The sequence below is a fragment of the Bradyrhizobium sp. 22 genome, assembly GCF_000482425.1.
In the GTDB taxonomy this organism is placed as follows: Bacteria; Pseudomonadota; Alphaproteobacteria; order Rhizobiales; family Xanthobacteraceae; genus Bradyrhizobium; species Bradyrhizobium japonicum_B.
The window spans coordinates 3034179-3052973 of the sequence record NZ_KI519399.1 but is presented as its reverse complement, the minus strand read 5'-3'; the positions used below and the strand labels follow the sequence as shown (position 1 = coordinate 3052973).

The following is an 18795-nucleotide window of genomic DNA, read 5'->3' as shown; positions in this document are numbered from 1 at the left end:
GGTGCACCCCCTCTCCCGCAAGCGGGAGAGGGTTGGGGAGAGGGTGTTTCCGCAAAGGGACAATCCCCTGGAGGAGAGCCCTCTCCCGCGCCTTCGGCGCGACCTCTCCCGCAAGCGGGAGAGGTTGACGAGTACGCGGCGCCGTCGATTCAACCAACAGCCATTCACCTAGTTAAGACTTACCAGCCCACGCCGCGGGGTCACTCATGTCTTCCTCCACCTCCACCGCCCCGCAAGACGCGGCCACGCGGGTCGTGTTCGACGATCCGCATGGCGCCGCCGCCAACCTGCAGGAAGCAGAGGTCACGCGCGTGCGGACGCTGCGCGGCGCCTGGCGCTGGATGCTGGTGGCCGCGACCGCGGCGACCATCCTGCTGTGCATCAACCAGCAATTCTCGCTGCGATTCTTCGTCGGCTACACCCAGCTCAACACCGAATATTTCTACCTCCTGATCGCGTTGATGCTGCCGTTCACGTTCCTGATTTTCCCGGGCACCGGGCGCGCGCCGCTCGACCGCATTCCCTGGTATGACCTCGTCCTGTTCGTCGCGACCTTCGCCGCCGCGCTGCTGCTGATGTCGAACGTACGCAAGGCGGCGGAGGCCGGCTGGGAATTCGGCGGCGCGCCGACCAGCGTGATCGCCGCGGGCCTCGTGATGTGGGCGATCCTGATGGAGGCGCTGCGCCGCACCGGGGGCTGGAGCCTGCTGCTGAGCGTGCTGCCCTTCACCGTCTATCCTCTGTTCGCCGAAGCCGGCTGGCTCGGACCGTTCCGCGGCACGCAATCGACGCTGGAGCAGGCGACCGCCTATCACGTGCTGTCGGGCGAGAGCCTGCTCGGCATTCCGATCCAGGCCTTTGCCGACACCGTGATCGGCTTCCTGGTGTTCGGCACCGCGCTGATGATGACCGGCGCCGGCAAGTTCTTCATCAACCTCGCCTTCGCGCTGTGTGGCACCTTCCGCGGCGGCGCGGCCAAGGTCTGCATCTTCGCCAGCGGCCTGCTCGGCATGATGTCGGGCTCGATCATCTCCAACGTGCTGACCGCGGGGACCATGACCATCCCCGTGATGAAGAAGAGCGGCTTCCGCGCCTCCTATGCCGGCGCGATCGAGGCCTGCGCCTCCACCGGTGCGGTGCTGGCGCCGCCGGTGATGGGCGCCACGGCGTTCGTGATCGCGCAGTTCCTCAACGTCAGCTATGCCGACGTCGCGGTGGCCGCGATCATTCCGGCCGTGCTCTATTACGCTGGCCTGTTCATGCAGGTCGACGCCTACGCCGCGCGCCACAAGCTGAAAGGCATTCCGCGCGCCGAGCTGCCGCGGGTCATGGATACGATCAAGGACGGCTGGTACTATGTCTTCGTCATCGCGCTCCTGGTCGTGATGCTGCTCTACTTCAAGCGCGAGAGCCATGCGCCGTTCTATGCCACCGCGCTGCTGCTCGTGCTCAACCAGTTCTTCTCCAAGGACACGCGCTGGACGCTTGCGACCATCGGCAAGTTCCTCGAGGTCAACGGGCGCACCTTCGTCGAGCTCGTCGGCATCCTCGCCGGCTGCGGCCTGCTGATCGGCGCATTCTCGATGACCGGCGTGGTGTCGAGCCTTGCCAACGACCTCCTGCATATCGCCGGCGACAATCCCTTCCTGCTGCTGGCCATGTGCGCCCTGACCAGCCTGATCCTCGGCCTCGGGCTGACCACGACGGCCTGCTACATCTTCCTCGCCATCCTGGTCGCGCCCGCGCTGGAGAAGCTCGGGCTCAACCGCATGGCAGTGCACATGTTCATCTTCTATTGGGGCATGCTGTCGTCGATCACCCCGCCGGTCGCGATCGCCTCCTTCGCCGCGGCCGGCATCGCCGGCTCGCCGGCGATGAAGACCGGATGGGAATCGATGTGGGTCGGCAGCATCATCTATTTCCTGCCATTCTTCTTCGTGCTCAATCCGGCGCTGGTGCTGCAGGGGCCGAGCCCGTATCTGGCCGGCCTCGGCCTGATGGGGCTCGCGGCCTTCGGTACGCTGTTCATCTGCGGCGGCATTCAGGGTTACCAGCCTTTCGTCGGTGATTTGCGCGGCGCCGGCGCGCTGGAATGGCCAATCCGCGTGCTGCTGGTGATCGGCGGCTTCGTGGTGGCCACGCCCGGCGGCGGCATCATGCCGCTGTCGCAGCTGCAGGTGACGCTGCTCGGCCTTGCCATTCTCGTGCCCGCCGCCTTGCTCGCGCTCGTGCTGGTCCGGCGGCAGACCATGGTGCCGGACGGGTTGCGCGCCCCCTGATTGCGTTGCACAAGTGAGGCGATGACACCGCTCTCGCCTCTCGCCGCCGCCTGGACCCGCTCGCAACCGCCCTTGCTGCGGTTCCTGGACAACTGCCTCAACGAATTCTCTGCCGAAACTTCGGGCAGCGTTGCCGACTACATTCCCGAGCTGAGCAAGGCCGACCCTGCCTGTTTCGGCATCAGCCTCGCGACCCTGGACGGCCACGTCTACGAGGTCGGCGATTCCAGGGTGCCCTTCACCATCCAGTCGATGTCGAAACCGTTCGTGTTCGCGCTGGCGCTGGACCTGCTCGGCGCCGGCAGGGTCGAGCGCGCGATTGGCGTCGAGCCCTCTGGCGATCCCTTCAACTCGATCCGCCTCAACGCCGAGAACCACCCGTTCAACCCGATGGTCAATGCCGGCGCCATCGCCTGCACCGGGCTGATCCACGACAGCAAGGGCGCAGAAGCCTTCGAGCAGATCCGTCTCGCGCTCGGCCGCTTTGCCGGCCGCGAGCTCGCCGTGGACGAGGCCGTCTATGCGTCAGAAAGCCAGACCGGCGACCGCAACCGCGCCATCGCCTATCTCCTCAAGACCAACGCGGTGATCTCGGACGACGTCGCCGCCGTGCTCGACGTCTATTTCCGGCAATGCGCGGTGCTCGTCACCGCGCGCGACATCGCGGTGATGGCGGCAACGCTGGCCAATCGCGGCGTCAATCCGGTCACGGGCGAGCAGGTGCTGACGCCTTACGCGATCTCGCGCACCCTCTCGGTGATGACCTCGTCGGGCATGTACGACTATGCCGGCGAATGGATCTACCGCATCGGCATTCCCGCCAAGAGCGGCGTCGGCGGTGGCATTCTGGCCGCGCTCCCTGCCCGCCTCGGGCTCGGCAGCTATTCGCCAAAGCTCGACAAGCACGGCAACAGCGTGCGCGGCATCAAGGTCTGCGAGGCGCTGTCCTCGCATTACGACCTCCACATGCTCAACCGCAGCGACGACGCCCGCAACGCCGTCATCGCCGATTACGATATTGGCAAGAGCCCGTCCCGCCGCGTGCGCCGGCCGCAGGAGCGCGAGATCCTGGCCGCGCACGAGCAGGAGGTACGGGTCATCGAGCTGGTCGGCACGCTGTCGCTATCGGCCGTCGACTACGTCTCGCGCCGGCTGGCCGGACGACCGCGGCCGCAAATCGTCGTGTTCGACCTGCACCGTGTCACGTCCACCACCCGCGCGGGCGCGCGGCTGATCGCCGAAGCCTTCGAAGAGCTCGCGGCCCTGAACGTCACGGTGGTGCTGTCCGGCGTCAGGCGCGCCTCCAGGGAATGGGATAGTCTGCGGGAATGGACCGCCGAGCTGAAGAACGTCCGCGATTTCTATTTGCTCGACACCGCGATCGAATGGGCCGAAGACCAGATCGTCTACCGCTATGGCGGCTCCATCGACTTCCACGAGACCACTGCGCTTGCCGAGCAGCCGCTGCTTGCCGGTATGAGCGAGGAAGAGCTGACCGATCTCGCATCGATCTGCACGATCCGCACCTATCAGGCCGGCGCGAAGATCATCACCACGGGAGATCCGGCCTCCTCCCTGTTCTTCCTGCGCAGCGGCGCGGTGCATGTCACGCTGCCCGACGGCGTGCGGCTCGCGACGCTGACCGCCGGCATGGCGTTCGGCGAGATGGCGCTGCTGGAGCCGACGCGCTCGGCCGACGTGTTCGCCGACATGGCGGCGACCGCGTTCGAAGTGCCGCTGAAAGCGTTCGAACGCTTCCGCAAGCAGCACCCGCGCGCAAGCGAGCGCGTCATGCGCAACCTCGCGCAGCTGCTCGCCGACCGCCTGATCGTCGCGAACGCGAAGGTGGATATTCTGACCTCGACGTGAGCGCGCGCCTCGTCCTTCGAGACGACCGCTTCGCGGTCTCCTCAGGATGAGGCTAAGCGGCATCTCTGCTCGTCGATACTGCTGCCGCACGCTCGATCCTCATCCTGAGGGCCCGCCAACGGCGGGCGTCTCGAAGGATGGGCCACTGAGAGATGCCTCAGCGGCTGGCCGCCTCGCTCAGCCGTCGCTTGATCTTCTTTGCGCTGGCTTCGAGCAGCGCCGACGGCTGCTGGCCGGTCGCGGCGCACAGGCAGGCCCAGTAGTAGATGACATCGCCGAGCTCATCGACCAGACCTGCCTTGTCGAGCCAGTCGTCGCGCAGCAGCTTCTTGATGTGATCGGCGACCTCGCCGGCCTCACTGGCGAGACCGAGGCCGAGATAGGACAGCCGCTCGTTGGACGGATGCTCACCGACCTTGGCAATGGTCGCGGCCCAGGCCGCGTACTCGTCGATCGTCATGAGCATCCCTCGCCGGGTCTTTGGGTCAGCCTACCACTTCGGTGACGGGTTGGAGATCGATTTCGAAGGTCTCCAGAAATTTCGAAGTCATGATGTAGAATCCGACCGAGAGCTGCAGCTCGACCAGCGCGCCCGGCGTCAGCCGCGACGCGATCGCCTTGAAGGTCGCATCGGTCGGCTTCCTCAGCTTGACGATCTCGTCGGTGAAGGCGAGCGCGGCACGCTGCACCTCGTTGAAGCAGGTCGCCGCCTGCCAGTTCTCGAGCGCCTCGTTCTGCGCGTCGGTGACGCCGACATTCTTGCCGATCCGCTTGTGCGCGACGATCTCGTACGGCGCCTCGCACAAGATCCCGGTTCGGGTGATCGCGAGCTCGCGGACAACAGGATCGAGCTCACCCTTGTGGCGGATCGCGCCCCCCAGCCGGCAATACTGTTCGAAGTAGCTCGGCGAGTGCGCCATCATGCGGAAGATGTTGGCGTTGCGGTTCTTGTCGAGGATCTCGCGGGTGCGGTCGGATGCCTTGGACGGGTCGCTGTACGGAATGCGGGCCATGATTTTCCTGAAGTTTTCCCAGAGCTTTTGATGCTTTTTGCAATTGCCGGCGAGAGTTCCTTGAAACTCTATTCTTGCACCGACGCAGGAGCAACATCATCGAGTCAAATTGCCGCCGCATTGCTGATCGACCCTGAGACAATCGATATTCGCCGCGTGGGGACACGTCGCGGCGCGTACTCGAGAAGTGGGGTGTTCCGAGTAAAACAATTGGCCGTCGGGTGCGCTAGCCGCACAACGATGAGTCACGCCCAAGTCTAGGGAGAAAACGGCATGAAGGAAGCCACCAAGGGGGCGGCCTCGGGAGCGCTCGCGCATATGCTGGCGGTGACGGCGATGCTCGTCATCGCCAGCATCTTGTTCTACGGGCGCTAGTTGGAGTTTTAGCGTTTTCGTCATTCCGGGGTGGCTCTCGCACAGGCCAGGCCCAGAATACCCGTTCCAGGCTCGGTCGCATGACCGCCCCCGAATGACGAATCCCTCTATGTGTCTTTCGTGAAGAACGGCACGAGCCTGCCGGTAAACGGCCTGAAGCTCGCGATGACCGAATCGCCGATGGCGAGGTCATTCTCACCGTGCGCCATCATGCGAAAACCTTCGGCGCAATCGACCAGCAGGATGTTATAGGGCACGTGCGCCCGCGTCTCGGGCGTGGCGGCCCGGCAGACCAGCGAGGCCGCGTAGACCGTGCCCTTGCCGTTGGCGCGCAGCACACGCGGATCCGATTCTCCGCATGCCGCGCAGAAGGCACGATGGAAATACTGCACGTGCCCGCATGAGGTGCAGGCCTGGTAAGTGATGGCCGCTTCGCCTTTGGTCCAGTCCGCCGGAGGCTCACTCATCGCACCCGCTCCAGGAACATACTCACGTGCGACGACAGCACGCCGCCGTCGCCATGAAGCAGCGCGATCGAGGCGTCGCGCACCTGGCGGCCAGCCGCCCGCCCCGTCATCTGCAAATGCGCCTCGGCCAGATGCGCCATGGCGCCGCCGACGCCGCAATGGCCGTAGCTGAGCAGGCCGCCATGGGTGTTCAGCGGCATCGCGCCGTCGCGGCCGAAATGACCCGATCGCACGCGGGCCGCGGCTTCGCCGCGACCGGCAAGGCCGAGGTCTTCCAGCAGCATCGCGAGCGTGATCGTGAAACTGTCGTAGATCGCGGCGTAGCGCACATCGGAGATCGCAAGGCCGCAAGCCTGCTTGGCGCGCGCGATCGAGATCTCGGCGCCGAGCTCATGAAGCGCGGGCGCGGCCGTGACATGCTGATGGGTATGCGCCTGGGCACAGCCGCGGATGCGCACGCCCACCTCTCCGGTCGGCTCGCGGCTGACGACGAACGCCGCGCCGCCGTCCGACACCGGGCAGCAGTCGAGCAGCTTGAGCGGCATCGCCACCGGCTTCGAGGCCATGACGTCGTCGACCGTGATGGGATCGTGGAATTGCGCGCCGGGATGGGTGCAGGCGTGTTTGCGCATCAGCACCGCGAATTCGGCGAGATCCTGTTCGGTCACACCGTATTCGTGCATGTAGCGGTTGGCGACGAGGCCGTAATAGGCGGGAATGGTCGGCCCGAGCGGCACCTCGTAGTCGGGATGGCCGACCTGCGCCAGCGCCTGGATCGAGGCATCACGGCTCTGCCCGGTGAGGCGGTTCTCGCCGGCGACGACGAGCACGTGGCGCGCCACGCCTGACGCGACGAGATGATGCGCCAGCATCGTCATCGCGAGCCCGGTGGCGCCGCCGACCTGCACGGCGTGGGCGTAAGCAGGGCGGATGCCGAAATGCTCGGCGAACACGGTCGCCAGCATGATGTGGGGCGAGACGGTGGAGTAGCCGCAGAGAATGCCGTCGATGTCGCTCCGCTTGAGGCCGGCATCGTCGAGCGCGGCTTGCGCCGCCTTGCTCATCAGGTCGAGCGAGGACGAGCCCTCGTGCTTGCCGAACGGCGTGAGGCCGACGCCGGTAACGAAGCTCATGCTCTCTCTCCGCTGTCATTCCGGGGCGGCCCGAAGGGCCGAGCCCGGAATCTCGAGATTCCGGGTTCGATGCTGACGCATCGCCCCGGAATGACGGATGAGAGACTCATCGTCATGCCCTACTCCGGCGCCGACCGCGTCACGCCGTCGCGGACCATGGCGGCGATCTCGTCGGCGGAATAGCCGAGCTCGCGCAAAATCTCCGCGCCGTGCTCGTTGAGCCGCGGCGCCAGCCGTACCGGCTCGGCCTCGGTCTCCGACCAGGTCGCGGTCACCTTCATGCTGCGGATCGCACCTTCCGTCGGATGGGTCACGACCGGGAAGAAATTCGTCGCCTCCAGATGCGGATCGTGCAGGATCGAGGCAAGGTCGTGCATCGGCATCACCGGCACGTCGGCCTTGGTCAGCAGCTCGATCCATTCGGCCGTGCTGCGCGTCTCGAAGATGCGCGCGAGCTCGGCATAGACGACGTCGATGTTGGCGGCGCGCCCCGCGAAGGTCGCGAATTTGGGATCGGCGCGCAGGTCGTCGCGCGCGGTCGCCTTGAAGAAGTTCTCCCACTGCTTGTCGTTGTAGACGATGACGCTGAGATAGCCGTCCGAGGTCTTGTAGGGTCTGCGGTCGCGCGAGAGGTGGCGGGCATAGCCGCCCTTGTCGAGCGGCGGCTCGTAAGTGAGGCCGCCCATGTGGTCGCCCATGACGAAGCCGGCCATGGTCTCGAACATCGGGATGTCGACACGCTGGCCGCGGCCGGTGCGGTCGCGATGCACCAGGCTGGCGCAGATCGCACCGACGGCGGTGAGGCCGACGATACGGTCGACCAGCGCGTTCGGCACGTAGCGCGGCACACCGTCGCCGGTCTGCGCCATCAGCGCCGGAAGGGCCGTGGCGCCCTGGATCAGATCGTCATAGGCGGGCTTTGCGGCATAGGGCCCGTCCTGGCCGAATCCGAACACGCCGGCATAGACCAGACGCGGATTGATGGCGGACACGACATCGTAGCCGAGCTGAAGCCGCGCCATCGCCTGCGGACGCACGTTGTAGACGAGCACGTCGGCGTCCTTCAGAAGCCGCAGCACGGCCTCGCGGCCGGCGGGCTTCTTCAAATCGAGGCAGATCGAGCGCTTGCTGCGGTTGGTGTTGAGGAACACCGGGCCCATGCCGGCGTGGCGCGTCGGGCCGATCAGCCGCGTGACGTCGCCGTCGAGCGCTTCCACCTTGATGACGTCGGCACCGTAGTCTCCGAGCATCTGGGTCGCATAGGGCCCCATCAGCACGGTCGTCATGTCGATGACCTTGATGCCCTTCAGCGGCCCCATCGTTCGCTCCCGATTGCGCAGGGCTCAAGGCGCGGCCCCGCGAATTCGGTCCAGCTAAAGACAGCGAGGCCGTGCGCGCAAGGGCGGCCGGCGTATGGCCGCATGCGCCGCGCGGCGATACCGGCCGCTATTTCTTCTGGCGGGATTCGCGGATCCTGAGCAGCCGGTCGAGCTCGTCGTTCTGCTGGCTGATCCGGTCGGCGATGCGCGACTCGCTCTGCTCGCCCGAGGCGGCCGCGGCCTGCTCGATGAGCTGGCGGATATTGTCCTCGAGGATCGCGATGCGATCGTTGAGTGCGTCCATCGACAGCGAGTCTTCGTAGTCAGTGCTCATGATGCGTTCCCTGCAAGTCAATCAGGAGCTTTAAGGGCCCCCAGCGTCTCCACCATGATCTAGCGCAAAGGCCATAGGGTGGATTAGCCGCAGGCGTAATCCATCAACTCTGTCTCCTCGGAGACAAACGACGTGGGTTACGCCGAGCAGATGCACTTCGCGCATCTGCTGGGCTAACCCACCCTACAAGGCTTATTTCAGCGGCTCCAGGATGGAGACATAGTTGGCGACCGCGGCCCCGCCCATGTTGAAAATGCCGCCGAGCTTGGCGTTCTTGAGCTGCATGCCCTCGGGGGCCTGACCGGCGAGCTGCATCGCGGTCATCACGTGCATGGAGACGCCGGTGGCGCCGATCGGATGGCCCTTGGCCTTGAGGCCGCCGGACGGGTTGACCGGCAGCTTGCCGTCCTTGAGCGTCCAGCCTTCCTTGATGGCGCGGGCGCCCTGCCCCTTCGGCGTCAGGCCCATCGCTTCATATTCGATCAGCTCGGCGACCGTGAAGCAATCATGGGTCTCGACGAAGGAGAGATCGGACAGCGTCACGCCCGCCTTCTCCAGCGCGCGCTGCCAGGCGACGGTGCAGCCCTCGAACTGGAGGATGTCGCGCTTGCTCATCGGCAGGAAGTCCTGGGCGTGCGCGGTGGCGCGGAAGCCGATCGACTTGGCCATGCCCTTGGCGGTCTCGGCGTCGGCCAGCACCAGCGCCGCGGCGCCGTCGGACACCAGCGAGCAGTCGGTGCGCTTCAGGGGGCCGGCGACGTAGGGGTTTTTCTCGCTCTCGGCGCGGCAGAAATCGAAGCCGAAATCCTTGCGCATCTGGGCGAAGGGATTGGCGACGCCGTTCTTGTGGTTCTTGGCCGCGATCAGCGCCAGCGCATCGGACTGGTCGCCATATTTCTGGAAGTAGGAGCTGGCGATCTTGCCGAACACGCCGGCGAAGCCGCCGACGGTGTCGCCGTCTTCGGGCAGGTAGGATGCCTTGAGCAGGTTCTTGCCGATCTCCGCGCTGGGCGTGCGCGTCATCTGCTCGACGCCGACGACCAGCACGACCTTGGCCGCGCCTGCGGCAATCGCGCGCAGGCCCTGATGCACGGCGGCAGATCCCGTGGCACAGGCATTCTCGACCCGGGTCGCCGGCTTGAAGCGCAGCATCGGATCAGCCTGGAGCACCAACGAGGCGGTAAAATCCTGCGGCGAGAAGCCGGCGTTGAAATGGCCGAGCACGATCTCATCGACATCGCCGGCCGAAATGCCGGCATCCGCCAGCGCCTCATTGGCAACACGGGTGATGAGGCTTTCGACGGTCTCGGTGTCGAACTTGCCGAACGGCGTATGCGCCCATCCGACGATGCTGGCGGTCATGGTCATCTCTCCCTGGGGGTCTTCTCCTGAGCTAAGTCTTAGCCCAGGGATGGCAAGACTTCACGCAGCTTTCAGGGCTTTCAGGGTGCGCTGGCAGATGGCTGTTATGCCGGCCCAGTTCCCGGCCCGAATCTCTGCCGTCGGGCATAGCCAGGAACCGCCGACCGCGACCACGTTGGGCTCGGCGAGCCAGCTCGCCGCATTGGCCTCGCCGATGCCGCCGGTCGGGCAGAACCGCACGTTGGGGAACGGACCGCCGAGCGCGCGCAGGCCCTTGATGCCGCCGGCCTGCTCGGCCGGGAAGAATTTTGCAACGTCGAAGCCGTGTGCCAACGCCATCATCAGCTCGGACGCTGTGGCAATGCCCGGTGCGAACGGCAGGGAGCTGTGGGTCGCGACCTCGAGGAGATCGGGGGTCAGGCCCGGGCTGATGCCGAAGGCGACGCCGAGCTTCTCGACACGGGTAAAATCGGCCGGATTGAGTATCGTGCCGATGCCGACGACAGCCTCGGGCACTTCGGCCATCATCGCCCGCGCTGCCTCGATCGCAACTGATGTGCGCAGGGTCACCTCCAGCGTGCGGATTCCGCCGGCGACCAGCGCGCGCGCCAGCGGCACGGCGTCTTGGATGCGCTCGATGGTGAGGACGGGAATGACGGTCGCGTCCCTGAACAGCGCGACGAGGTGGTTCTGTTGGGCAGTCGTGGGCATGGGATCTCGATTCACTTGGTCGCTTGACGCGAGACAGGCGGCCGGTGCCGCTTCTTCGGCGGCATGGCATAGCCCGGAATGATGGCGCCGGGATAGCAGATCACGACGCTGGCGAGGCGATGCCCGGCCTGAGCGGCCTCGACCGGATCGGAACCGGCGAGCCGGGCGGCAATGTAGGCGGCGGCAAAGCTGTCGCCGGCCGCGGTGGTGTCGACGACCGGCTTGGACATCGGTTCGGCGGAGACCTCGCTCGTACCGCCGGGGAAGCGCAGCAGACTGACCGGCTCGGCGAGGCGAAACACCAGCTCGGGTGCCGGGATGCGCGCCATCAGCTGGTCGTTGCTCTCGCCGGGATAGAGCGCGAGCAGATCCTCGGTCGAGGTCAGCACGATGTCGGCGACCGCAAACGCCGACGCGAACACCTCCCGCGCGATGTCGCGATCCGGCCATCCCCGCGCACGGAAATTGGTGTCGAACACGAAGCGGGTGCCGAGCAGGCGCGCACGCCTGATCGCCGCGAACAGGCGCTCGCGCCCCGGCGCATCGTAGATCGAGAGCGTGATCGCGGAGAGATAGACGATGTCGTAGCTCATCAGCGAATTGAGCAGCTCGTCGGTCTCCGGCAGGTTCATCAACTGGCGCGCCGCCGCGCTGTCGCGCCAGTGAAAGAACTGGCGCTCGCCTTTGGCGTCGAGCTGGATCATGTAGAGGCCGGGCAGCTTGCCTGCGATCCGCACGACGCGCCTCGTACCGACACCTTCGCTCATCCAGGCCGCGATCATCTCGTCGCTCAGGGCGTCATCGCCGAGCGCGGTGAGATAGTCGACCTTCACTTCGAGCCGCGCCAGATAGACGGCAGTGTTGAGGGTATCGCCGCCGAAGCCGCGTGAATAAAGCCCGCCCCCCTGCCCGGCGGACGCGCCGCCCTGCGCCTGCCGGAGCTCGACCATGCATTCGCCGATGCAAGCAACGCTCGCCATCACCAGGCCCGCTCAGTCAGAGATCAAGCGACGAAGTTGCCGCCGAGCTCGTCTTCGATGTGAATACGGATGATATCGTCGAAGGTCTTCTCGGCGGTGGTGAAGCCGAGCTCGAGCGCCCGCTTCGGGCTGAAATTGCGCGGCCAGCCGCCGACGATGCCGACGATGAAGGGATCGGGTTCGCGCTTGATGCGCGCCGCGACCTTCTCGCCGGCCACGCGCTTCAGGGCCGAGATCTGCTCGCCGACCGTGGCCGACAGGCCCGGCATGGTCAGGTTGCGGCGCGGGCCGACGGCGGCGAGATCCATGGTGCCGGCATGGAGCAGGAAGCCGACGGCCGAGCGCGGCGTGGCGTGCCAGTGGCGGACATCCTCGGACACCGGGAGCACCGCTTCCTTGCCGGCCAGCGGCTCGCGCAGGATGTTGGAGAAGAAGCCGGAGGCCGCCTTGTTGGGCAGGCCGGGCCGGATGCAGATGGTCGGCAGGCGGATGCCGATGCCGTCGAGGAAGCCGCGGCGCGAATAGTCAGCCAGCAGCAGCTCGCCGATCGCCTTCTGCGTGCCGTAGCTGAGCAGCGGGGTGTGGAAGAACTCGTCACCGATCGCATCCGGGAACGGCGCGCCGAACACCGCGATCGAGGACGTGAAGACGACGCGCGGCTTGTAGCCGCCGCCCACGAGCCTGATCGCATCGAGCAGCATCCGCGTGCCGTCGAGATTGATGCGGTAGCCCTTGTCGAAATCGAGCTCGGCTTCGCCGGAGACAATGGCGGCCAGGTGGAAGATCACGTCCGGACGGCCGGCGATCAGCTTCTCGGCGGCGCCCGGCACGGCGAAATCGCCCGACATCGTCTCGACGGGGAAACCGGCCTTCTCCGGCTGCTTCGGCTCGACCACGTCATGCAGGGTCAGCTTGGTGATGTCGCTCTTGCCGAGCCGGCCGTCGCGCAGCAGCCGTTCACAGAGTTTGCGGCCGACCATGCCGGCGGCGCCCAGAACCAGAATGTGCAAGAGCTCAACTCCTTGTCATTGGCCGGAGCGCGCTGCTCCTGGCGCGCCCTCGGCAAAGCCCGCGATCATTCCTTCACGGCGCCGGTCATCGCGGACACATAATGCTCCACGAAGAAGGCGTAAAGGATGACGAGCGGCAGCGAGCCGGCCAGCGCACCCGCCATCAGCGAGCCCCAGCGGTAGATGTCGCCGTCCACGAACTCGTTGACGATCGCGACCGGCACCGTCTTGTTGCTGGTCGACTGCAGGAACGTCAACGCGTAGATGAACTCGTTCCAGCACAGCGTGAAGCAAAAGATAAAGGCCGAGATCAGGCCGGGGATGGCGAGCGGCAGGACGATCTTGATCAGGATCTGCCAGCGGCTCGCCCCGTCGATCAGCGCGCATTCCTCGAGCTCGAACGGGATGGTCTTGAAATAGCCCATCAAGAGCCAAGTCGAGAACGGGATCAGGATGGTCGGATAGGTCAGGATCAGCGCCAGCGGCGAGTCGAACAGGCCGTACTGAAACACGACGGTGGCGAGCGGGATGAACAGGATCGACGGGGGCACCAGGTAGGCGAGGAAGATCAGCCCGCCGACCAGATTGGCACCCTTGTAGCGCAGGCGCACGATGGCGTAGGCAGCCAGCACCGAGGCGATGATCGAGAGAATGGTGGCGCAGATCGCCACGTACATCGTGTTCCAGAGCCAGTACGGATAGTAGCTCTCGAACAGCAGCTTGTGGAAGTGCTTGAAGGTCGGGTTCCAGGTCCAGAACGGGTTGTATTTGTCGAGGTCGAGCAACTGCTCGTCCGGCTTCACCGAGGTCAGCGCCATCCAGTAGAACGGAAACAGGAGGACCACGACGATGATCGCGAGCGGCAGATACAGCGTCACCAGCCGGCGCGGCACCGACTGCAGATAGCTCATGCCTTCGCTGTTATCGACGCGCGCGGACGCCGACAGGACGCCCTTGAGATCGACCTTGGAGGCAGGAAGATCAGTCATTGTTCTCTCCCTGTTGCCACTTGCGGCAGCGCGCGCGGGGCTTGCCCCGTTCGCGCGAAAAAGACGGAAACAGTGCGGAGATCAGTCATTGTTCTCCCCCTGTTGCCACTTGCGGCGCTGCAGGCCGAACCAGGACACCATGATCGCAGCGAGCAGGAACGGAATCATGGCACTGGAGATCGCCGCGCCCTCGCCGAGCTGCCCGGCGATGATCGCGCGCTGATAGGACAGCGTCGCCATCAGATGGGTGGCATTGACCGGGCCGCCGCGCGTCATCGCCCAGATCAGCTGGAAGTCGGTGAAGGTGAACAGCACCGAGAAGGTCATGACGACGGCGATGATCGGGGTCAGCAGCGGATAGGTGATGTAGCGGAAATTCTGCCAGCGCGTGGCGCCGTCAAGCGTCGCGGCTTCATAGAGCGACGGCGACACCGTCTGCAGGCCGGCGAGCAGCGTGATCGCCACGAACGGCACGCCGCGCCAGATGTTGGCGAAGATCACGCAGATGCGTGCCCAGGTCGTGTCGCCGAGGAAGTTGATGTTTTGATCTATCAGTCCCAGATGCCTCAGAGACCAGGAGATGATCGAGAATTGCGAATCGAAGATCCACCAGAACGCCAATGCCGAGAGCACCGTCGGCACGATGAAGGGGATCAGGACCATCGCGCGCAGCATCGCCTTGAACGGCATGTTCTCGTTCAGCAGCAGCGCGAGATAGAGCCCGATCGCGAATTTGAGGGCGCTGGCGACGAAGGTGTAGAGCAGCGTGTTGAACACCGACAGCCAGAAGATGGAATCGTCCCACAGCCACTCATAGTTCTCGGTGCCGACGAATTGCCCGACCCTGCCGATGCGGGTGTCGGTGAAGGACAGCCAGATGCCGAGCCCCAGCGGATAGGCCAGGAAGAAGATCAGGAACGCCATGGCCGGCACCATGAACCAGAAGCCGAGCCAGTTGCGGTTGTGTTTGAGCTGGGTCCAGGCGCCGCCCTCGCTCATCTGAGGCTTGGCCCTGGGAATTGCGACATCAGCCATGCCCGATATCCCTGATCGAAATGTTGACGAGCGGGCGGCGCGACTGCCGCCCGCTCCGTGATGCCTAGCGATAGATGCGCTTCAGCTGGCGCTCGGCTTCCGCCATCGCGCCCTTCACATCCTTGGTGCCGGTGCAGTAATTGGCGAACATGTCGACGACGATGAAGTCGGCGATGGCCGTTGCCGCCTTTTCGCCGACCGTGCCGATGCCGGAGGCCGGCAGCGTGCGCTTGGAGGCCTGCGAGAACACCTCGTTCTTGGGATCGGCCTTCCAGATCGGCGCCGATTCGTAGGCGTTCAGGGTCTGTGTCAGATAGCCCTGCGCGCCGTCCAGCCACTTCTCGTAGTTCTCCTTCTCCAGCATGAAGGCGACGAAGGCCTTCGCCGCGTTCGGATACTTGGTGAAGTTGAAAGCGAGGATCGGCAGAGCCAGCTGCAGCTCGGTCGGCTTGCCGACCGGCCCGACCGGCCAGAGCGCGTGATAGGTGTCCTCGGCGAGCTCCTTCTTGCTGGCATCGGTCTTGGCAGCGACGTAGATCGAGATGCCGTTCGCCGTGCAATAGAGCTCGCCGGCGAGGAACGCCTTGTTGTTGGAGGAATCGTTCCAGGACGCGGTGCCCGGGATGAACGCGTCGTACAGCGCCTTGCAATATTCCAGCGCCTTCGCCGTCTCCGGCGAATTGATGATGATCTTGTCGTTCTGGTCGACCGTGTAGGCGCCGTGACCCCACAGCACCCAGTGCAGCCACGAATTGCCGTCGCCCGAGGCATGACCGAGCGCGAAGCCGGCCGGCGTATTGTTCTTCTTCAAGGCCTTGCACATCTCGAGGAAGCCCGGGAAGTCCTTCGGGAATTCCTTGAAGCCGGCCTTGTCGAGCGCCGACTTGCGGTACGTCATGTAGCCGCCGTTGGTCGCGACGGGGATGCCGAGCCAGTCGTTGCCCTGCTTGCAGGTCTTGGCGGCCGCATCGGTCCAACCGCCGTATTTCTTGCCGAGATAATCGGCGACGTCGTTCATCTTCAGCACTTTGGTGGGGAACAGCTGCGGCAGCGTGTGCAGGCCCCAGGCGAGATCGAGCCCCGAGCCGGTATTGGCGGCAACCGAGGCCTTCGGCTGCACGTCCTCGAAGGACTCGCTGAACACGTTCATCTCGGTGCCGGTCGCGGCCTTGAACGCGGCCACCATCTGGTTGAACGCATCGTCTTCGGCAGGCACGAAGCGCTTCCAGCGCATCACGGTCAGCTTGGCGCCCGCCTCCGGCTTCCAGGGCGCGCTCTGCGCCCAGGCCTTGGCGAAGTCGAACAGCGCCGGCCCGGTGAGCATGCCGGTCGCAGCCAGTGCCGTTCCGCCTTGAAGCAGCGTGCGGCGGGTAAAGTCTTGCATGTCGTCCTCCCTGTGATGCTTTTATTATCTTAAGTAAAACTCACACTACGCGTTCAGGCGTTTTCCCGTCGCCTCGTCGAACAAGTGCACCAGCGACGGATCCGGCTTCAGCCGGATCTTGTCGCCCGGATTGAACTGGTGACGCTCGCGGAATACCGCGACGACCTGCTCGCCGCCGATCTTGGCGAAGACCTGCGTCTCCGAGCCGGTCGGCTCGACCACGATGATTTCCGCTTCGGCGCCGTCGTCGGCGATGGTGAAATGCTCGGGCCTCACGCCGTAGACCGCAGGACGGCCGTCGGACGCCGCGGGCGCGGTCTTGAGCGGCAACTTGACGCCGTTCGGCCCCTCGAAGCTCGCGACACCGTTGACGCGCACATGCCCCTTCAGGAAGTTCATCGCAGGCGAGCCAATGAAGCCGGCGACGAACTGGTTGTCGGGCTTGTCGTAGAGCTCGAGCGGCGTACCCATCTGCTCGACGATACCGTCATGCATGACGACGATCTTGTCGGCCATGGTCATGGCCTCGATCTGGTCGTGGGTGACGTAGACGGTCGTCGTCTTCAGCCGCTGGTGCAGCTCCTTGATCTCCGTGCGCATGGCGACGCGCAGCTTGGCGTCGAGGTTCGACAAGGGCTCGTCGAACAGGAAGACCTGCGGGTCGCGCACGATGGCACGGCCCATCGCGACACGCTGGCGCTGGCCGCCGGAGAGCTGGCGCGGATAGCGATCGAGCAGCGGCGCCAGCGCGAGGATCTCGGCGGCGCGCTTGACGCGCTTGTTGATCTCGTCGGCACTCGCGTTCCGCAGCTTGAGCGAGAAGCCCATGTTGTCGGCGACGGTCATGTGCGGATAGAGCGCGTAGTTCTGGAACACCATCGCAATGTCCCGCTCCTTTGGCTGGACATTGTTGACGACGCGGTCGCCGATCGAGATCGTGCCGGAGGTGATGTTCTCGAGACCGGCGAGCATGCGCAGAAGCGTCGACTTGCCGCAGCCGGAGGGGCCGACCAGGACGACGAACTGCCCATCCTCGATCGGTACGGTCACGCCGTGCAGGACTTCAAAATTGCCGAACGATTTCCGCACGTCGCGGATTTGCACAGACGACATCTAGCTCCCTCCTCGATAGTCCACGACGGCCCTTGGCGCCGCGACCGTCTTGTTTTTTCAGACTTCGCCGAACGAAGCCCGACCGTAGCGGGCAACATTGTCGGCAGTTTGTGCGGTTTTGGCAATTTGTCTTTGGTTAGTCGCTGCTGGTAGCGCTGTCAACGTTCCTTTGTTTGCGGGACCGACTGTGTTAAGAGCAGCAAATGGGTCGAAAACGCACCAAGTCAGGCAAAATCCGGCTGGCGGAAGTCGCCGAGCTTGCCGGCGTCAGCCCGATTACAGCGTCTCGCTTCTTTCGTAATCCGGAGGCCCTGTCGGTCGCCAAGCGGACGCGGGTGGAGAGCGCGGCCAAGGAGCTCGGCTACGTCCCGAACCTTGCGGCACGCGCGCTGGCCTCGCAACGCACCGAGGTCATCGGTGTCTTGATCCCCTCTCTCACCAACAACGTGTTCTCGGACGTGCTGCGCGGCATCTACGATGCGTCCGAAGGCAGCCGCTACTCGATCCAGCTGTCCAACACGCGCTACAGCATTCTCCAGGAGGAAAAGCTGCTGCGGCTGTTTCTCGCGCAGAAGCCGGCCGGTCTGATCGTCACTGGGATCGACCAGACCGCCGAATCGCGCGCGATGCTGGAGGCCGCCGACTGCCCGATCGTGCAGATCATGGAGATCGGCCCCGATCCGGTCGACATGATGATCGGCTTTTCGCACTATGATGCGGCCCGCGCGGCGGTTGCGCACCTGTTCGACCAGGCCCGCCGCAAGATCGGCTTCATCGGTGCCCGGATGGATCCCAGGGTGCAGCGGCGGCTGGACGGATATGTCTCGGCCATGAAGGACGCCGCATTGTTCGAGCAGCGCCTCGTCGTCACCACCGCGACGCCGACCTCGGTGACGCTCGGCTGCGCCCTGTTCGCCGATCTCCTGGCGCGCGAGCCCGATCTCGACGCGGTGTTCTGCGCCAATGACGACCTCGCGCTCGGCGTGCTGTTCGAATGCCGGCGCCGCGAGATCGCGGTCCCCGACCAGCTCGCGATCGTCGGCTTCAACGACCTCGAATTCATGGCCTCCGCCGTCCCCACCCTTACCAGCGTGCGCACCAACCGCTACGAGATGGGCAACACAGCCGCCACCATGCTGATCGAGGCGATCGACGGACGACGTCCCGAGCAGCCGGTGCTCGATCTCGGCTTCAAGGTGATCGAGCGGCAAAGCTCGTCGTCGCGTCATTCGGAAAGCAGGCCGGCCGTATCAGGCGCGGGTCCGGCGAACAAAATGGTAGCGTTACCAAGCGGTCATGACTAGTATCGGATCTGTGAGGAAACGACCCGCCAGCGGGCCAGCGATCCATCATTCGCGCCGCTGGGCATCGCACAAGCCGAGACCCCGGGACGGACGCCGGTGCGTTTGCATTGCAGGAGAA

The 18795-nt window shown here is 65.1% G+C and carries 17 protein-coding genes; 3 read left to right on the top strand and 14 right to left on the bottom strand.

The features are described 5' to 3' along the window. Nucleotides 1-206: 206 nt before the first annotated feature. Together K410_RS0115710 and glsA are read left to right on the top strand one after the other, a co-directional pair. Nucleotides 207-2279 (top strand): TRAP transporter permease, encoded by a 2073-nt coding sequence (locus K410_RS0115710; protein ID WP_028135777.1) that lies wholly within the window; start codon nt 207-209, stop codon nt 2277-2279. 21 nt (nt 2280-2300) lie between these two features. Then, nucleotides 2301-4148, top strand: a complete 1848-nt coding sequence (glsA, locus tag K410_RS0115705) for a glutaminase A (protein WP_028135776.1) — start codon at nt 2301-2303, stop codon at nt 4146-4148. A gap of 157 nt (nt 4149-4305) precedes the next feature. Here the strand turns inward: glsA and K410_RS0115700 are convergent, their stop codons facing one another. The 14 genes from K410_RS0115700 to K410_RS0115630 form a co-directional block, all read right to left on the bottom strand. Beyond that, a complete protein-coding gene (locus K410_RS0115700) occupies nt 4306-4608 on the bottom strand; it encodes a nucleoside triphosphate pyrophosphohydrolase family protein (protein ID WP_028135775.1) in 303 nt (100 codons plus the stop codon). A 25-nt stretch (nt 4609-4633) separates the two neighbouring features. Then, nucleotides 4634-5161: a carboxymuconolactone decarboxylase family protein gene (locus K410_RS0115695; protein ID WP_028135774.1), complete on the bottom strand. Its 528-nt coding sequence runs from the start codon at nt 5159-5161 to the stop codon at nt 4634-4636. A 482-nt stretch (nt 5162-5643) separates the two neighbouring features. Further along, on the bottom strand, nt 5644-6003 hold the full coding sequence (locus K410_RS0115685; protein ID WP_028135773.1) for a Zn-ribbon domain-containing OB-fold protein: 360 nt from the start codon (nt 6001-6003) through the stop codon (nt 5644-5646). Then, the gene (locus tag K410_RS0115680) at nt 6000-7136 is read right to left on the bottom strand and encodes a thiolase family protein (RefSeq protein ID WP_028135772.1); all 1137 of its coding nucleotides are present in this window, start codon (nt 7134-7136) and stop codon (nt 6000-6002) included. Before K410_RS0115680 ends, K410_RS0115685 begins: the two co-directional genes overlap by 4 nt. Before the next feature lie 119 nt (nt 7137-7255). After that, nucleotides 7256-8455 carry a CaiB/BaiF CoA transferase family protein gene (locus tag K410_RS0115675; RefSeq protein ID WP_028135771.1) on the bottom strand — a complete coding sequence of 400 codons (1200 nt, stop codon included), beginning with the start codon at nt 8453-8455 and terminating at the stop codon, nt 7256-7258. Nucleotides 8456-8582: 127 nt separating this feature from the next. Continuing rightward, nucleotides 8583-8789, bottom strand: coding sequence for a hypothetical protein (locus K410_RS0115670; RefSeq protein ID WP_028135770.1), 207 nt, complete (start codon nt 8787-8789; stop codon nt 8583-8585). A 192-nt stretch (nt 8790-8981) separates the two neighbouring features. After that, complete coding sequence (locus K410_RS0115665; protein ID WP_028135769.1) at nt 8982-10151, bottom strand: acetyl-CoA acetyltransferase; 1170 nt, start codon at nt 10149-10151, stop codon at nt 8982-8984. Between the two features lie 60 nt (nt 10152-10211). Then, nucleotides 10212-10862, bottom strand: coding sequence for a bifunctional 4-hydroxy-2-oxoglutarate aldolase/2-dehydro-3-deoxy-phosphogluconate aldolase (gene eda / locus K410_RS0115660; protein WP_028135768.1), 651 nt, complete (start codon nt 10860-10862; stop codon nt 10212-10214). 11 nt (nt 10863-10873) lie between these two features. Next, nucleotides 10874-11842 carry a sugar kinase gene (locus K410_RS0115655; RefSeq protein WP_028135767.1) on the bottom strand — a complete coding sequence of 323 codons (969 nt, stop codon included), beginning with the start codon at nt 11840-11842 and terminating at the stop codon, nt 10874-10876. A gap of 23 nt (nt 11843-11865) precedes the next feature. Further along, nucleotides 11866-12852 carry a D-erythronate dehydrogenase gene (gene denD / locus K410_RS0115650; RefSeq protein ID WP_028135766.1) on the bottom strand — a complete coding sequence of 329 codons (987 nt, stop codon included), beginning with the start codon at nt 12850-12852 and terminating at the stop codon, nt 11866-11868. Nucleotides 12853-12917: 65 nt separating this feature from the next. Beyond that, nucleotides 12918-13841 carry a carbohydrate ABC transporter permease gene (locus K410_RS0115645; protein ID WP_028135765.1) on the bottom strand — a complete coding sequence of 308 codons (924 nt, stop codon included), beginning with the start codon at nt 13839-13841 and terminating at the stop codon, nt 12918-12920. A gap of 81 nt (nt 13842-13922) precedes the next feature. Then, nucleotides 13923-14840: a carbohydrate ABC transporter permease gene (locus K410_RS0115640; RefSeq protein WP_080672162.1), complete on the bottom strand. Its 918-nt coding sequence runs from the start codon at nt 14838-14840 to the stop codon at nt 13923-13925. A gap of 100 nt (nt 14841-14940) precedes the next feature. Continuing rightward, nucleotides 14941-16260, bottom strand: a complete 1320-nt coding sequence (locus tag K410_RS0115635) for an ABC transporter substrate-binding protein (protein ID WP_028135763.1) — start codon at nt 16258-16260, stop codon at nt 14941-14943. 45 nt (nt 16261-16305) lie between these two features. Next, a complete protein-coding gene (locus K410_RS0115630) occupies nt 16306-17373 on the bottom strand; it encodes an ABC transporter ATP-binding protein (protein ID WP_028135762.1) in 1068 nt (355 codons plus the stop codon). Nucleotides 17374-17576: 203 nt separating this feature from the next. On the opposite strand from K410_RS0115630, the gene gntR reads away from it, so the two are divergent. Next, entirely contained in the window at nt 17577-18677 is a 1101-nt protein-coding gene (gene gntR / locus K410_RS0115625) for an HTH-type transcriptional regulator GntR (RefSeq protein ID WP_028135761.1), read from the top strand. Nucleotides 18678-18795 lie beyond the last annotated feature (118 nt).

What these genes read in the sequence shown, in the direction of transcription:
- K410_RS0115700 (WP_028135775.1), bottom strand. Translation starts at nt 4,608, where the DNA reads ATGACGATCGACGAGTACGCGGCCTGGGCCGCGACCATTGCCAAGGTC.
- K410_RS0115640 (WP_080672162.1), bottom strand. Translation starts at nt 14,840, where the DNA reads ATGAGCGAGGGCGGCGCCTGGACCCAGCTCAAACACAACCGCAACTGG.
- K410_RS0115710 (WP_028135777.1), top strand. Translation starts at nt 207, where the DNA reads ATGTCTTCCTCCACCTCCACCGCCCCGCAAGACGCGGCCACGCGGGTC.
- K410_RS0115675 (WP_028135771.1), bottom strand. Translation starts at nt 8,455, where the DNA reads ATGGGGCCGCTGAAGGGCATCAAGGTCATCGACATGACGACCGTGCTG.
- glsA (WP_028135776.1), top strand. Translation starts at nt 2,301, where the DNA reads ATGACACCGCTCTCGCCTCTCGCCGCCGCCTGGACCCGCTCGCAACCG.
- K410_RS0115655 (WP_028135767.1), bottom strand. Translation starts at nt 11,842, where the DNA reads ATGGCGAGCGTTGCTTGCATCGGCGAATGCATGGTCGAGCTCCGGCAG.
- K410_RS0115680 (WP_028135772.1), bottom strand. Translation starts at nt 7,136, where the DNA reads ATGAGCTTCGTTACCGGCGTCGGCCTCACGCCGTTCGGCAAGCACGAG.
- K410_RS0115670 (WP_028135770.1), bottom strand. Translation starts at nt 8,789, where the DNA reads ATGAGCACTGACTACGAAGACTCGCTGTCGATGGACGCACTCAACGAT.
- K410_RS0115685 (WP_028135773.1), bottom strand. Translation starts at nt 6,003, where the DNA reads ATGAGTGAGCCTCCGGCGGACTGGACCAAAGGCGAAGCGGCCATCACT.
- K410_RS0115645 (WP_028135765.1), bottom strand. Translation starts at nt 13,841, where the DNA reads ATGACTGATCTTCCTGCCTCCAAGGTCGATCTCAAGGGCGTCCTGTCG.
- K410_RS0115695 (WP_028135774.1), bottom strand. Translation starts at nt 5,161, where the DNA reads ATGGCCCGCATTCCGTACAGCGACCCGTCCAAGGCATCCGACCGCACC.
- K410_RS0115665 (WP_028135769.1), bottom strand. Translation starts at nt 10,151, where the DNA reads ATGACCGCCAGCATCGTCGGATGGGCGCATACGCCGTTCGGCAAGTTC.
- eda (WP_028135768.1), bottom strand. Translation starts at nt 10,862, where the DNA reads ATGCCCACGACTGCCCAACAGAACCACCTCGTCGCGCTGTTCAGGGAC.
- gntR (WP_028135761.1), top strand. Translation starts at nt 17,577, where the DNA reads ATGGGTCGAAAACGCACCAAGTCAGGCAAAATCCGGCTGGCGGAAGTC.
- K410_RS0115635 (WP_028135763.1), bottom strand. Translation starts at nt 16,260, where the DNA reads ATGCAAGACTTTACCCGCCGCACGCTGCTTCAAGGCGGAACGGCACTG.
- K410_RS0115630 (WP_028135762.1), bottom strand. Translation starts at nt 17,373, where the DNA reads ATGTCGTCTGTGCAAATCCGCGACGTGCGGAAATCGTTCGGCAATTTT.